Here is a 15805-nt window from a genome sequence, read left to right as displayed (position 1 = left end):
GTCCACCACATCGTCATTACCTCTCTGATGATGTTCATCTCCCCAATAATCGAACCAGCCATTCCAATATTCCATACATACCAATGGATTGTCTGGCTGATATTCCTGCAATTTAGCAAATGCTTCTTCAGGCCGCGATCCGAAATTGACTGTTGCGAACACGTCCGGAATTAGCGTACCTCCTTGAAGATTGGAATCGTCATAACCATCCGAAGTGAACAGAAGCACATCCATTCCACGGTTGATCATGGCTTGCCTTATATACGCCAGATAATCTTTATCTGTGCCATAACTTCCGTATTCATTTTCAATTTGCATGGCGATAATCGGTCCGCCATTCGTACATAGAAGGGGTTTAAACCTTGCCAATAATTCGTCGTAATAGGTGTCTATTTTATCCAAATAAGGCTTATAGAAACAACGCAATTGCATGGAAGGGTCCTTAAGGAGCCAATAGGGCAACCCGCCAAATTCCCATTCCGCGCAAATATACGGACTCGGCCGAATAATGACGTGCAGTCCTAATTCTCCTGCTAATTGAACAAAATGCTCAACATCGGCGATACCTTGAAAGTTAAACTGCCCTTCTTTCGGTTCATGGACATTCCAGGCTACATAGGTTTCAACCGTGTTAAAACCGCAAGCTTTTAATTTCAACAACCTGTCTTTCCAATATTCAGGCACAATTCTGAAATAATGCATAGCTCCTGACAGGATTCGAATAGGTTCCCCGTTATAAATAAACTGTTTGCCTTCAATTGTGAACGAAGCCATCTTAACATCTCCTTAAGTATCATTTCTCCGTGCAGTAAACCGTCATAATAAATTGGGGAGGGAGAATATAAACCTCCCCCCACACAAGTTGTTGTTCACTGATCGTACTATTCATGTCCTTACTAACGAAACAATAAAAATCAAAGAATCCTTCAATTTCTTTAAAAGCAGTTATCAAAAATAGTGATTTTTCTACAAAATAACTAAATATGTCTTATTTGGCTTTGCATGAACAGATACAATCAATCGTCATAATAAAAGGAGGGGAGAAAATAAATCTCCCCCCCCCCACTTTATGCTTGACAAGCATTTTTTTATTTCAAGATCGCTTTGGCTACAATGGCAAGGTCTACAATGTCAACTTTGCCGTCATGGTTTACATCCGCTTTCTCATTCCAGCCTGCTTGACCTTGTTGTTTGCCATAAGCAACTGCAACTACAGCCAAGTCTCCGATTGTTATACCGCCTTGTCCATTGACATTTGCAGTGATTCGCTTGGTTTCAAACACTTGAATCGCCGCTTCCAATGCTGCTTTCGCGCTATCCACCTGCTGTTGGGTGGCATTCGAATTGTTTGCTGCCGCTTTGGCTGCATTGATAGCCGATTGCAATTGCGCTTTGGAGCCAATCGCATACAGTCCATCTCCATTGCCTTCCACTGCTGCATCGTACTTCGCCTGAGCGCTTGTGATCGTTGCGTTCAAGAGCGCCTTATCTACAGGTATAGTAGGTACAGTTATTTGGATCTCACGGGAGGCTCCGCCGACCTGCAGCTCATTCCCCTGTGCATTGCCAATCACAACATGGTCTACAGAAATCGTTGTATTGGTTGCCTGAATTACAGATTTTACCGTAAATTGGATTGCGAGCAAATCGCCTTGGGCAGGCACGTTCGCGCCTACGCTGGCAGCCACAATCCGGATATGACCCGGTGCCGTCTCCTTTTGATCGATGACTTGGAACCCGTCTTTCAGGGATGTCACCGTATCGAATTGCACACTTGCAGGGTCATACTGTAGTGTGAAATCTTGGGCGTACACTTGCTGGTATACGCTTTGCGTAACGCCGGTCAGTCCCATCGTCAGATTGAAGGTTTGGCCGGAGTTCACCTTGACTGGTCCGGTTATAACAGTTTGCGGCACTACCGGCACTTCCGGTGAATCAAGACATACATTGATCTCCGCAGCCGATGCATATCCGCTAACGCCCGCTGTTGCTTCGAGCTTAACATAGGATGCATTGGTCGAAGTAAATGTTGCGTATTTCTCCGCACTGTTGTTATCCCAATTTCCACTTGCAACCTTAGTAAAGGATACCCCATCCGTACTTACATACACGTTATAACCTGTAATATTCCCGTTGCTGCCGCCTTGCCTTGGCAAATACGCGACTTTATTGATCTTGTAGGTTCCTCCAAGGTTTAAGGTAATCGATTGGGGGAGAACATCGGATCCATTCCACTTTGTATGCCAGATCGTTCCCGGGTTACCGTCAATCGCCATGGAGGCTGCGTTGTTTTCGCCTGCCGTTTCCTGACTTGTCGCCGTTGCCGTCATTTTCGACTGAGGGACAGTATCAACAACTACACTTATTGTCATAGGACGACTTATAACGGTCACCCCGTCTATAGTAACCTTCACAGCAACGGTTGCATTAAACCCAGTACCAAGTTCGCCTTTAGCAATGATCGTATTGCTGCCTTCAACAACAGATAACCTTGCATCGCTAAATTGATATTCTACAGCAGCCCTTGATAAATCAGCGGCTACTCCTGTACTTAATAAGCCATTAATTGTGGCAGCGATTGGATTGTTGAGTTTAATTGTATTTTTGTTCAGAGTTAAGTCGATTTTATTTAAATAGGGAGCCGTAACTAGTTTTCCAGACTCATCAACAAAAAGATAAGTAACTTCTTCAATAGAACGTCCGCCTATTACTGCTCTGATGCGAATCTTTGCCATACCTTTTGAAACAGCGGTCAGCAGGTTTGAATCGCCTACCGTAATCACACCCTGGTTTTCACTTGTTACCGTGATCACCGCATCTTTCATATCAATCGGTGCATTCGCACCCGTAAAAGCCTTAATGTCATATTTACCTGTAGCTGCAGTAACTGGCTTAAACTCATATTCGAAGCGATCAAATAAATTGGACTTATCCGTTCCGTTTATTGCCACTTCAAGCAAATCAATCGTTGACCCGTTAGAACCGCCTTCAAATAGTAATTTTACGTATTGAGCATCCGCGTTTACTGCGTATTGGTCATAGAATCCAAAATTAGCAGTACCCGTCGGACCGTTAACGGTTTTGACATCATTCCATGCCACGCCATCAGTGCTAGTTTGAATTTTTATTGTTTTAGGCGTATTGATGTATCTTTGATCCAAAGAATTGTAGTTAAGATTGATATTAGCAATCTGAGACTTTGTCGGCAGCTTAAATTGAATCCATGCCTTTTCACTTGCAGGTACCGACCATTTGGATTGATCAAATTGAATGCCTTCAATTGTTTTTCCATCAACTAATTGACTTACAGTACCTTGATTATGACTAGCAGTAATTTCAGTGGTTCCTGTAAGATTTTGGTATGGCAACAGGTCCATGAATACTCTATTTGTTGTAAAAGTTTTACCGTCTAACGTTACATCAGCCCAAACGATTCCCCGTGTAGGTTGTTCTACGAACGGCGCAATAATTTCATCTTTATTGAAAATAAATCCATTTGTTTCTCTGATCGATACAGGCTTTAAATTGTCACCCGCTTTTAAATCAACGACACCGCCGTGCCATTGAATTTGTGCAGCATCAAGCCCTATTGCTCCGCCTTTCGATGATCTGCCTTCGATTTGATATTTGAGTTTTTCTAGTGTATTAACCTCGCCGAAAGCTTCTTTTCCATCCACGAGTAAAGTTGCGCCAATCATGTTTTCCCCAACATAAATTTTGCCGTCTCTTGCTGTTACTTTTAATGTATCCTGTTTCGTTACACCTTCATAAGTACCGCTAACTGTGATCGTCGTTGTTCCGTTTGATACCGGAGTTACGATTCCGTTAGCATTAACTGCCGCTATTCCAGGATTCGTACTATTGTAAGTTAAACCTGAAAGCTTGGCTTTAAGCGCCGGAAATGTCATATAACCCTCAGTGTTAATTTTGAGCGATGAAGGTGTCAACTGCTCACCCGTTGCTTTGACATTAGTAAGCTTATATTTGCGTGCAGAATTGTCCGTTACAATCTTGATGATTGAATCAATCGGATCCTCCTGGACATTAGCAAGATTGAGGGTCAGACTATCTCCATTTTGTACAAATGAAGTGACAGGAATGTCCTCGTTCAACCAGGTTACGGATGTCACATGATCTGGAACCGGACGAATGGTTAAAGACTTTCCAGGAATGGCATCAAACCCTTTTTTGCTGTCAGGTCCTTTCATAATATGAAGATAAACATTGTTGTCTCTATACGTTGCGTATCCCCATTGTGGACCTGTAGTACTGTTAGCTAAAGCAAATTTTTCATAATTGCCTTTTCCATCATCTTCGTAGCCATAGCCCGAGAGGAAATATGGCATTGTACCCGTTGTAGACTCATGTCTTTCTGGTTTTCCTTCAGGTGCAAACCAATTTACAAAACTTTCTCTCACATCAATGTATTCCTGCTCTGCTTTAGGATACCTTGTCGCAATTTCCTCAGGGGAGTTCCAATTGGGCCCGCGACTATCTACAGGTGTCTGATCATTATTATCCACATAGCCTCTACCAGCATTCATGATCATTTCCTTGGCAACTTGCCTGTAGTCATCTCGTTTACCGTAATAGGGAGATAAGCCGTTTTTTGTGTGTATCATTTTCCATGGTTCCATAATCGTACGTTTTAAAAGATGATTTGCAGCACCATTAGCGTATATACCAGATGCTTCTTCGGTTCTTAAATCAGGGTCTCCATACTCTGCACCCCATGCATTGGAGTTTACGATAATCTCATCGCTATAATTGCGTACAACGCTGTATATCACATCAAAGTTGGCATCCGGTATCCCTTGCGGCCCATCATAATAAATGTAGTCAGGTGCATACCGTTCAATCAAATCAGTCTGATTCTGGACATAGACGTCGGTCGTGTAATAAGGTATACCGCCACCATAATATAGGCCAAACTTCATTCCATGACGCTTTACTGCCAGTTCAAACTGTTTCAACCCATCTACTACCTTACCGTTTGCATCCTTCGGAAGATACTTATGCCTATCATGTGTTGGATCCGCAAATTTAGACGGCCAAAGATAAGCTTGTTGTACCGATTCAACCGAAACTAATGAATGCCCTTGAGCTTTTGCTCTTTCCGCCCATAAATCGGCAGAGAAATTCGGGTCAACAAAGTAGCTGTAAATTGGGGCAGCATGAGTTAAAGCGCCAACTCGACCTTCTTCAAACCATTTATTGGGACGTTCCTTTACTGTAATGGTCAACTTCTTACTAGCCGTATTTCCATTATGGTCAGTTACTTGCACAGTAAAGTTATAGTCTCCTGGTGCACAGTTAATACTGATTATACCTTTGTTACTATTTAAATCGACATTTCCGTTCACTAATCCATCTGCGATTGTGCCATCAGTATTTAATGCCAAGCCATCAGGCAGTTTGCCCTCTACAATACTCCAAGTATAACCAGGCGCTCCCCCGCTCGCCATAAATTGAAATGCCGATGCCGCAACACCGTATTTATTGCCCCCCTTCGATTTATTCCATACATAAGGCCATTCCTTGTAGCCAAACGGCATATTTTGGGATGGAAGTGGTGATTTAATGGCATCCTCAGTTGATAGGCCTTGTGTTACAATTTCTAGAGCCGCAGCTGCGCCTTTAACCGACTGAACAAGTCCATTTATTTTATTGCCATTTTGATCTGCGACTCTTCCATAGAACCCAAGGTAAGCTACATTTTGATCAAATCCTAACGGAACATTGTTTGAATTAACATCTTCTGTATACGTATGTTTGATTTGAATCATCAGTTTATTCCAACCCTGTTTTAACTGAATCGCTTGTTTTGTCAAATCCTTTTGCACCTCCACAGGTGTGGACGGTGTCGTTACAGCCTTATCGTTTACATAAAGTCGATATGAACCGCTGGCGCCTACATTAAAATACGCTGGCTGTTCTACTGGGCTGTATACGTATGTGTGAGCGTATACATATTTATTTTTAGTATCGATGCCTTTTTTTACAGAATAATATCCATATAAATCTTGATAATCATCGTAGTTTCTGTTATAAATGCGATCATCGAAATATTCCCATTTATTACTTTCGTCATTCAAGCTTAACGGTTCGCCGATTGCGGGAGCGATCGTAGCAGCGCCAGAACCAGATCCGGCTGCCGGCTTGTTATTTACCTCTATTTCTGAAATGCCGGTTATGCTTGGATAAGGTGTACGTCCTTTGTCCACTTCAACCTTCATTTCAACCACATTCTTCAACTCGGATTGCACAGCATACACGGTTGGTGATGATGGGCTGGAAGATGTACTATCAACCTTTCCGGATTCTACGATGCTGCCATCATTCAGCGTGAAAGTAAGATGATACCAATTGTTAACATGGCGCCCATCGCCCCATTGCGCGATTTTGACTTCATTAAGTGCAATAGGCTCCCTCCATTTCAGCTTTACCCATGGATTAGCATCATTTTCTGTCACCCACTGACTATTTGTCTTTCCATCAACTAAATTTGAAACAGGGTTCACTGCAAGAGTTGATGATGATGCTGTTATTTCTGATGCCGAGGGCGCGTAATTTACGCTTTCTCCCACTACATTGCCATAAATTTGATCCACTACAGGGGAAACAAACGGACCTGATACCAACCATGAGTTAATAAACGGGGCGTTTCCCGCAACTTGCTGTGCTTCTACTTTATTATTGGGAAAAGCAAACATGGATGTAACGATCATTGCAGTTGCCAACGCCACTGAAGTTATTTTTTTAATTTTTTTCACCATTCTTTTCTTTCCTCCTTTTGTAAATTCCCACTCGATTCTCAACGTTTTACCACCAAAATGGCTATCACCAGCGATCCTCGAAAAAAGCAAGATCAACACACCATGCCAAGTTTTGGATGGATACGCTTCCAAATATCAAAAAAAGTCTTCAATACTTCTTGTGAATTCTCCCCATCCTGCATTCTTTAATTTGAAAGATGTTCCAGAGTTGATGACACGCAAAGCAGGAGGGAAAGCGAGGCTTATACACTAACGGCGCTGAACCTGCTTCCTCTCCCTTGATAAATCCCGCTAAAAGCTAGCACTTGTCATTCTTTGCTTCATGCTTACTTGCCATTCTGCTTTTTCCATTCGTTGATCTGTTTCTGCTTCTCGGCGATAATAGCGTCGGCTCCGGCATTCTTCAATTTTTTTATGAAATCATCATAATATTTGTCAGGATCTGCCGTGCCCGAATCGAGCGCATATAGAAGTTCTTTCAAAGTCGCGTCAACGTTGGCCATTTGGGTTTTAACCGGCTCCGTATTAAATACAAATCCCATCACAGGCGATACCATTGCTGTCTTATCAGCTTTATAAATGATGTCAAGAGACTTTTCACGCGATTCTACATCGGTGTTCTGATCCCACAGCATCCTGTTATAAGACTGTCCGATTTCCCATTCAGACCAGTTAAAATTGTATTGGTCTTTTATCATATCTATTTTCTTTTCGCCAATCTTTTTGTAATCTTTCCCATCTTGACCGAAAGCCAGGAGATGGAATAGCTCGTCATTCGTATTCAACAATTCGATCAGTTGAACCGCCTTTTCGGGATGCTTCGAGTTGGCGCCTACAGCAACTAATGCAGTTGAAGGCGTATTGGCAGAGATAAAGGGCTCGGTAAACCTCTTGGTGTAACTGTAAACCTTATCATCCGGCGGCGACATAGCCATGAAAGAAGAGGCGCCAAGCTCAGGCATGTCAACCAGGTCAGGATACGGGTTGGAGTATAACGCGGCAACTCGTTTGGCTTTTCTGTCCGGCACATAATCTTTCATCGTCGCGGCATCTTTCTTTATGTAGCCTTTTTGATACCAGCTTCTGAACAATTTAAGATAATCCTTATACTCCTGAGTTTCGTATTGATTGATTACCTTGATATCTTTATCGTTATACCGAACCCAGCCGGGAATTTTATTATCTCCCACAGAATCCATACCATAAACGACGGACATATCTGCAAAATTGTCTTGCTGATTGCTGTATTCCCAAGGAATCATTTCAGGTTCGCCCTTTTTCACAGCATCCAGAAATGGGGTCAGGTCCTCCCATTTCTTTACCGATTTCCAATCGAACTGGTATTTGTCGACGAAGTCTTTTCGAAGCTGCACCCCTCTGGCTCCAGCCATCCCCCATACCTGGTAATTGATGGAACCATATATTTTACCATTCACTTTAACGCCTTGCCATATATTCTCTGGCACTCTCGACTTGGTCGTTGGAGCATACTTATCCAGAAGCTCGGTGATATCCTTGAAAGCTCCTTTGGAAGCATTCTGGAAATAGTTCAACTCTCCAAAACTTCCGGTAAAGGCGAGATCAAACGGTTCACCCGAGGAAATCATCAGATTAACTTTTTGCGGATACGTGCTCCAGTCGGTAACGACAAGCTTTAAAGTTGCGTTAATTTTTTCTTTAATGATCTTATTTGCCGCTTCCATAATTCTATCCATGTCTTTAACAGGTGAATTAGCAATATAAAATGTCAACTCTACCGGCTGTTCATTCTGTTGTCCTTTAACCTGGGCTGTCTGGCTCGGTGACACGTCAGGTTGTTTCGTATCTGTTCCGCATCCAGCGAGCGCAAGGGGCACTATAAGGGATAAAGCTATTACTGATGCAATTTTCTTTTTCTGTTTAAGCATTTTTGTCCTCCTTTTTTAAGATCCGCGATTTTGAGCTTCTTACAATCCATACAATACATTCAAAACATTCGAGAAGTTAACGTTAAGCCTCATCTCCCCCTATATGGAAAGCACAGATACTATTGACTGCAATTTCACATTAGTAGATTACAGCGATTTTTAATACAGAAAAAAATATAGCTTCCTTTGATAATTCACTATTGTGATTCTCCAAAAAATAAACAATTCATTAAGATGTGAATTTTTTGAAGATTTTATCGACTTTCGACACTCCCTTGATGAGCATCTTTTCTTTCGACATGCGAAAAGAATTTTCGAAATGCTTTTTGAATCTCAGCTCCAATGGTTGGGCACGTGCAGTTCCTTCTACCTTATATCAAAAATAGAAATTAAAGAAAACACTATTTTTTATAGAGCATCATATCGAATTATTAAAGGAAAATATGCTTTTTACTGTTTTATGATTTTCTTTGATCAGCTATTGTGGAATTGTGTCCAATTATACAAGATATTATTAAGGAGGAGTGGGTAAATGAATAACAATGTGCCAGCCGCAACTGCTTTAAAGAATGGTTTCAAAAAGGCCAGCTCCGTGCGTCGGCAAAGTTTTTTAACGGAAATTTTCAGACGCTGGCCGTTTTACGTCATGGCGCTGCCAGGATTGCTTTTTTTCATCATATTCAGTTACTTGCCAATGTTCGGGGCAGTGATCGCTTTCAAGGATTATAACCCAATAAAGGGAGTATGGGGCAGCAAATGGATCGGGTTAAAAAATTTCGAGTTTTTCTTCAAGTCCGATGCGGTATGGAGGGTTACGTTTAATACGATTTTTTATAACCTGGTCATCATGCTGACGGTAACCGTAATATCCGTTGTTTTCGCTATTCTTTTGCAGGAAACCGGCAGCCGGTTACGGACAGCGCTTTATAAAAGTGTGATGTTGCTTCCGTTTTTCCTATCTTGGGTAGTAGGGGAGTATATTGTGTACGCCTTGCTTAGCCCTGATCAGGGGGTAATGAACGGGATTCGAAGATCACTAGGATTAGAAGAGATACAATGGTATGGTGAGCCAATATATTGGCGTTTTATCATGCCGTTGGCATTTATCTTAAAGTCCGTAGGCTATACTTCGGTTGTTTATGTTGCGGCTTTACTGGGAATATCGTCGGATTATTATGAAGCCGCTGAAATCGATGGGGCGAACAAGTGGCAGAAGGCAAGGTACATTACGATTCCGTTATTATTACCCGTTGTAATAATCCTTTTACTCCTCTCGCTTGGGAAGATTTTCAATGGCGGGCTTGGTGATTGGGGCGCATTTTACAATCTGCCACGGGAATCGGGAATTTTGTTTTCGACGACCGATGTTATCGATACCTACGTTTTCAGGTCATTGCGCACTGTTAACGATATCGGTATGTCAGCTGCAGTAGGACTGTATCAAGCAGTTGTTGGATTTGTGTTGGTGCTATTTACCAACTTTCTGGTCAAAAAATATGATTCCGATAGCTCACTATTCTAGCGTACTAATTTGAGGAGCGTGTAAAAGTGAAAATGATATCCTTCACAGGATGGAATATATTACCCAAGATTCTGATCAATTTAATGTTTGCCGTATATAGTGCGATGTGCCTTATACCTATTTTACTGGTGCTGTCCATTTCCTTTACAGATGAAAAATCACTCGTGACCGACGGATTTCACCTGATACCGAAACTATTCAGTCTTATAGGTTACCAGTATGTATTCTCCGGCACTTCAACCATTTTGAATGCTTACATGGTTACAATCCTCGTCACAGTCGTTGGCACATTTCTTCATTTATTTGTGACCTCGCTGATGTCCTATGCTATTTCCAGGAATGAAGTCAAATACAGAAATCAGATAGCGTTCCTTGTGTTCTTTACTATACTGTTCAACGGAGGATTGGCTCCATACTACATTCTGATAACCAGATACCTCCACTTGAAGGATACATTTTTTGTTCTAATCGTCGTGTTCCTTGTATCTCCGGTACATGTGATGATCATGCGAAACTTTTTCAAAACGCTGCCTGACGCAATCATTGAATCGGCGAGGATTGACGGCTCGGGGGAATTCATGACTTATTTCCAGATTGTACTCCCTCTGTCTACGCCTGTTCTTGCGACGATCGGGTTGTTTATTTCTGTCGCCTATTGGAACGACTGGTTCACCAGCTCGCTGTTTATAGAGAACAATAAACTTTATAGTCTTCAATATTTGCTTCAGTCCTTAATGACGAACATTCAGATTCTGGTAAGCAATGAAAACGCTTCTAGATCCATTGAACAATCGATTGGTATGCTTCCGGGAGAAAGCGCAAGAATGGCTACCTGTGTACTATCTATTGGACCGATCATATTAGCGTACCCCCTTTTGCAAAAATATTTTGTTAAAGGGCTGACTCTTGGAGCGGTAAAATCATAGAAGGAAATGCTGACTCCGTACATGTATCGGGGTCAGCTTGCAGATTTGGGCTTTTTTCAGCAATGTCCTAATCCCGAACTATATGAACAACCCTTTCATTTTTGTTATCGTATAAGCAAAATTTCAATGGATTAGCCCTCCTTTTTCATTTGCTTCTTAATGGTAGGCAGAGCAGTCGGCGTCAATTTAATAGTTCGCCAACAAGGCAGAACCACAGCAATGCTGCGGTTCTGCCTTGACGACGGCTTTCGCTCCCAATTAAACGCTATAAGTATTGGCTACCGATTGCCCAAGCGTTCTAAAACCGACACATAGCTCTCCCTCTAATGCCTTTGAAGGAAGCTGGTTGTATCGGTCTCAAGGAACTCATAACCGGCATTACATTAAACCCTTCCCCCATGAGCATTGGGAATATGGCGAATAATACCGCTATGCCCAAAGTTATTATTGTCCAGAAATCCAATTTAAACTTGAATTTAGCCAAATTTAATTACACCTTTGATTAAGCTCTGTGCTCCATCGTCAGTAAACACATTGATCTTATCTCTCTTTGGAGCCAGATAAACCTTATCTTGAAATTCGTAAAACTTGCTTGTGTGGCCCAAATCCTGAACAAATTCGCAGGTCAGACTCTCATCCATTGTGATATCTAGTTTCTAGTTGCTCGTGTAAATATCTTTGAATTTATCAAGCAAAACCTGGGTGTTCGCAAGTTCGGACTTGAGTTCTTCTTTAACAATCTTGAATTCCGATACTGTCTTTAATCCTGGCGGCGCAGGAACATCGTTTCTTGAAGCGCGCATATTGAGTTTCGTGGCTGTCATGGTTTGCAAATCTTTGGATGTCAGGAAATCAACAAACTTTTTAGCGTTTTCCATATTTTTTGCGCCCTTAATGATCTGAACAGTCCCTGGAGATACGACCACACCTTCTTTCATGTAAATAATCTCAACAGGAGAACCTTGTCTGACAGCGGCAGAGGCCAACTCTTCGTGAGTCACTCCAACCACATACTCTCCGTTAGTAACCCCCTTAGGAACTCCGCTGAACCTGCAAGTAGCTTCCCATCCAGATTAATGGTCAGGCTCTTGATGTAATCCCAGCCCTGGTTCTGATCTCCAGCTCCAATGGTCTGTAATATGTTCGTAATATGTGTCAAACCGGTTGACGATTTAGCTGGGGCGGGATTATCTTGCCTTTCAGCTTCAGATTAAGAAGGTCGGCATATAGCAGCTGTTTGGGAGCAACAACCGTCGTTGTGCCCCCCCCTAAGCTTTGGTTTATCCTCCATCCAAAGAGAGCGCCTTTTTAGAGTAGGGCTTATATGCTTAGCCTTAATGCAATCTTTGGATCAACCAATATAGGGCAAGCACAAAGATAAGACAAGACGTTGAAATCATCATCTTACGATACCAAGGGAACTTTCGCAGCCAAATCAAGAGAGGCAATAATAGGCATAAGATCATAATTTGCCCTGTTTCTACACCTAAATTGAACGTCAGGAGCGCGCCAATCAGATTGCCCTTTGGAAGTCCGGTTTCAGCCAAAGCCCCGGCAAAGCCCATGCCGTGAATCAGGCCAAATATAGCTGTCAATGCCCACCGCCATTTCGCCTTTTGAACAAACATATTTTCCACGGCTACATAACAGATCGTCGCCGCAATCAACGCTTCGACCCAAGACGGGATGACATGAACGCGGCCCGACGCCACCAAGAATAGTGTAAGGCTGTGGGCGATTGTAAAAGCAGTAACAATCTTCAAAGCTTCCTTGAAACGAGATGCGATTAATACCAAGGATAACAAAAATATCAAATGATCATAACCAGTCAAAATGTGTTCGATTCCAAGCTTAAAGTATTTCCACAAAACAGCACCAATCTTAGGCTGGGGAAGGTTGATCAGAATATCTCGATTAGCGCTATCAATTACATCATTCTGTAAATTTTCCCCTGAACGGACTATGAGTGTACTCGTGTGAGCAGGCGCGTCATCAAACACCAGATTGTAATGAAGATTAAATTGTTCGATCACTTCATCGGCGGTAAACCTCAGTTGAAACAACACAGTATTTGTGGTATCCCTTTGTGCCACCCTCATCGAAAGAATCTCCATCTTTAAGGGCTTTGAATCCACATCTATATGAAGACCCTTCTGTAAATACGGTTCGAGACTCTCTTTTTGCGAGATCACTTCCTCGTTCTCCAGCTTATTATCACCGTTGGAATCGAATTTTGGTATCAAATCACTTTGATCCAAATAAAGTGCATAGAGTATCTCGTTCCCTTCAACATTTAACGACGATAAGCCCGTGCTTGTAGTATGTGCAAGCGCTGTTGTGGCAAAGCCTAAGCACAAAAAGATAATGATCAAGGACAAGAGTGATGAACGCAGCTTCATAGCGGTACCCCTTTTTGTTTAGTCAAGTTCCTTAAGTGGATCGTAATTCGCGTGAAGATACGGCGATTCCGGAGCAGCAATTTTCTCAATCTGGTCAGCCTTTATCATGAAGATATCCTTGCCATTGTAACTGCCGCTTTGGACGGTGCCTGTGACCTTGACCCAAGTATCTTTGGGGTAGTTCTGAGCTTCCGGGAAATCGATCATGGCCCCATACGGCATGGCATCCGAGGAGCAGCAGTTTATGACAAAACGCCCGACGACAAACTGGTTGCTTTTCATGTTTTCTTCACGGTAAACAAAACCGCTAATCTCGATTTTTTTACCTATGAAATTACTTTTGAACAAATCAATCGACGAGAGAATTTCTTTATAAAGAGTCGATTTGACAACGATCAGATCTTTTTTATATAGATTCATCCCGATCTTGGATGATACCTTTTCCCACTCATCGTTGAACATTTGCTCGATCTCCGCATCGGTTTTGGCAGTACCTGTTGCGGCAAGGGACACGTTGGGGCTTGGGACTGTACTGGCGCTGCTCTTGGACCGCTCCTGCTTCGCAGTCGAGAGATTCATCCCTTTGGCCGAAGCCATAGCGCTGCCTAATGCGGCATTCGGAAGGCAAAAGCCGACGAGCAAAGGAAGAATCAGCAATCCGTACGACAACATACTTCGAACAGCAGACTGAGGAACAAGTTGTTCACAGTCACAGGCCACTCGTTTGCCCCGGTTGATACGAATGGCCGAATAACCTTGAAAACAGGCAATGACATATAAGGCAACAGCAGCTATTTTGACGTAAATCATCATGCGTGGCGCTAAGTAATATTGGAGCGCATCCGTTTTGGTCAAAAATACGATATAGGACGAAAATCCAAGCAAAATAATCGTCCGCAGCAAATAATGCAAGATCATTAAGCGATTTCCCTTCATCTAAGAACCTCCCAAAGCAGCGATCCCGTCAGTACGGTAATCGCAACAAGCATAGACAGGATGATTACGAATCGAGTTTTAAATACGGCGAGCAACATTAAAGTGCTTTTAAAATCCAGCATTGGACCTATCACGAGAAATGTCAACAAAGACCCCGCACTGAAAGTCGACTGAAAGGATGAAGCGACAAAAGCGTCTGAAGTTGAGCATAACGACAGTACATAGGCGAAGCCCATCATAAATAAATGCGAGCTTAGCGGACCTTGTCCGACGGCGACCAAACTTTCACGATGCATAAAGATTTGGATAACAGCGGTAATCAATGATCCGAAGACAAGAAACTTGCCCATTTCAAAAAACTCGTCCGAGGCATGAACAAAAACAGTTGTTAATTTATTACCTTGATGCTGATGTCCTTCCCCTGATGCATGCTCTGATAAGTGTCCGAGACTGTTGCGTAGAGGGTTGCTTTTCAGGAACCGGTACAATAGTACACCGATGACAGCAGCGACAGCAAAAGCAAGCCCCATGCGCGAATAAGCCATAGCAGGATGATTACGAAAGGCCAAATAAGTGGCGGAAAACACAATCGGATTGATAATGGGTCCCGTAAGGATAAATACGACGGCGACATATACGGGCATTCCTTTTAAAATCAGTCTTCTAACGACGGGAATCATACCGCATTCGCATACTGGAAAAATAATGCCCAATAAACAGGCGAATATAATGCCAAGTAATGGATTGGAAGGAATCCAGCGACGAATCGTTTGTTCGGAAACAAAACTTTGCAGCAATGCGGACAGCAATACACCGAGCAAAACGAAAGGGATTGCTTCCAATATAATGCTGATAAAAATAGTTTTGAAAGTTTGGATTTGTTCGGTAGTCACAAAAGAGAGCAACGGCGCGCCTTTGTTTATTATTACGAAGACGATAAAAAGGAAGCAGATTGCCGTAGCGGCGTGAATACTGACTCGAGTATAAGTGGATGGCATATTCACAATCTCCCTGAATGTAATTATCACTATTAAACTTACCACAGATGAGGCTTTATTTTGTTACATCCCCGATTTTACCATCCGGAATCGCATACTCAGAGCTGTTTCAAGCTGTCCAAGAGTGCTTTCACTTGAGGATTAAGGTTCAATGCATTCAGAATGATCGTAAGAGCCTCCGCACGTGTGGATGTGCCTTGCGGATCAAATATCCCATTGTTCTTGCCACTGATGATGCCAGCTTCCGCTGCATCTTTGATTTGATTCACAGCAAATGAGCTTACACTTGCCATATCCGTCAATTTGCCCTTGGAAATATCTTTGTCCAGCTTACTCAAGTT

General features: G+C 42.5%; 9 protein-coding genes and 1 pseudogene. 2 read left to right on the top strand and 8 right to left on the bottom strand.

The window, feature by feature from the left end:
• The 3 genes from GC098_RS02810 to GC098_RS02800 all read right to left on the bottom strand — a co-directional run.
• The coding region (locus GC098_RS02810) for a beta-galactosidase (RefSeq protein ID WP_171640767.1) at positions 1–774 on the bottom strand (774 nt) is incomplete at its 3' end.
• A 314-nt stretch (positions 775–1088) separates the two neighbouring features.
• Positions 1089–6776, bottom strand: coding sequence for a discoidin domain-containing protein (locus GC098_RS02805; RefSeq protein ID WP_171640765.1), 5688 nt, complete (start codon positions 6774–6776; stop codon positions 1089–1091).
• Between the two features lie 326 nt (positions 6777–7102).
• Complete coding sequence (locus GC098_RS02800) at positions 7103–8683, bottom strand: DUF3502 domain-containing protein (protein WP_171640763.1); 1581 nt, start codon at positions 8681–8683, stop codon at positions 7103–7105.
• A gap of 532 nt (positions 8684–9215) precedes the next feature.
• Between GC098_RS02800 and GC098_RS02795 the strand changes: the two genes are divergently transcribed.
• On the top strand, positions 9216–10205 hold the full coding sequence (locus tag GC098_RS02795; protein WP_171640761.1) for an ABC transporter permease: 990 nt from the start codon (positions 9216–9218) through the stop codon (positions 10203–10205).
• Between the two features lie 32 nt (positions 10206–10237).
• Entirely contained in the window at positions 10238–11131 is an 894-nt protein-coding gene (locus GC098_RS02790) for a carbohydrate ABC transporter permease (protein ID WP_171640769.1), read from the top strand.
• A gap of 656 nt (positions 11132–11787) precedes the next feature.
• Here GC098_RS02790 and GC098_RS02785 read toward each other — a convergent pair.
• The 5 genes and pseudogenes from GC098_RS02785 to GC098_RS02765 form a co-directional block, all read right to left on the bottom strand.
• Positions 11788–12159 (bottom strand): annotated as a pseudogene (locus GC098_RS02785) (extracellular solute-binding protein); the annotation flags it as partial.
• A gap of 306 nt (positions 12160–12465) precedes the next feature.
• A complete protein-coding gene (locus tag GC098_RS02780; RefSeq protein WP_171640758.1) occupies positions 12466–13530 on the bottom strand; it encodes a HupE/UreJ family protein in 1065 nt (354 codons plus the stop codon).
• A gap of 18 nt (positions 13531–13548) precedes the next feature.
• Complete coding sequence (locus GC098_RS02775) at positions 13549–14466, bottom strand: TIGR03943 family putative permease subunit (RefSeq protein WP_171640756.1); 918 nt, start codon at positions 14464–14466, stop codon at positions 13549–13551.
• Positions 14463–15464 (bottom strand): permease, encoded by a 1002-nt coding sequence (locus GC098_RS02770; RefSeq protein ID WP_171640754.1) that lies wholly within the window; start codon positions 15462–15464, stop codon positions 14463–14465. Before GC098_RS02770 ends, GC098_RS02775 begins: the two co-directional genes overlap by 4 nt.
• Before the next feature lie 98 nt (positions 15465–15562).
• Positions 15563–15805 (bottom strand): S-layer homology domain-containing protein (locus GC098_RS02765; RefSeq protein WP_171640752.1); only part of this gene is annotated, 243 nt, incomplete at its 5' end.

It is taken from the genome of Paenibacillus phytorum (assembly GCF_013141715.1).
Classification (GTDB): domain Bacteria; phylum Bacillota; class Bacilli; order Paenibacillales; family NBRC-103111; genus Paenibacillus_E; species Paenibacillus_E phytorum.
Note: the sequence above shows the minus strand (reverse complement) of the source record. Positions and strands in the feature narration are given on the sequence as shown.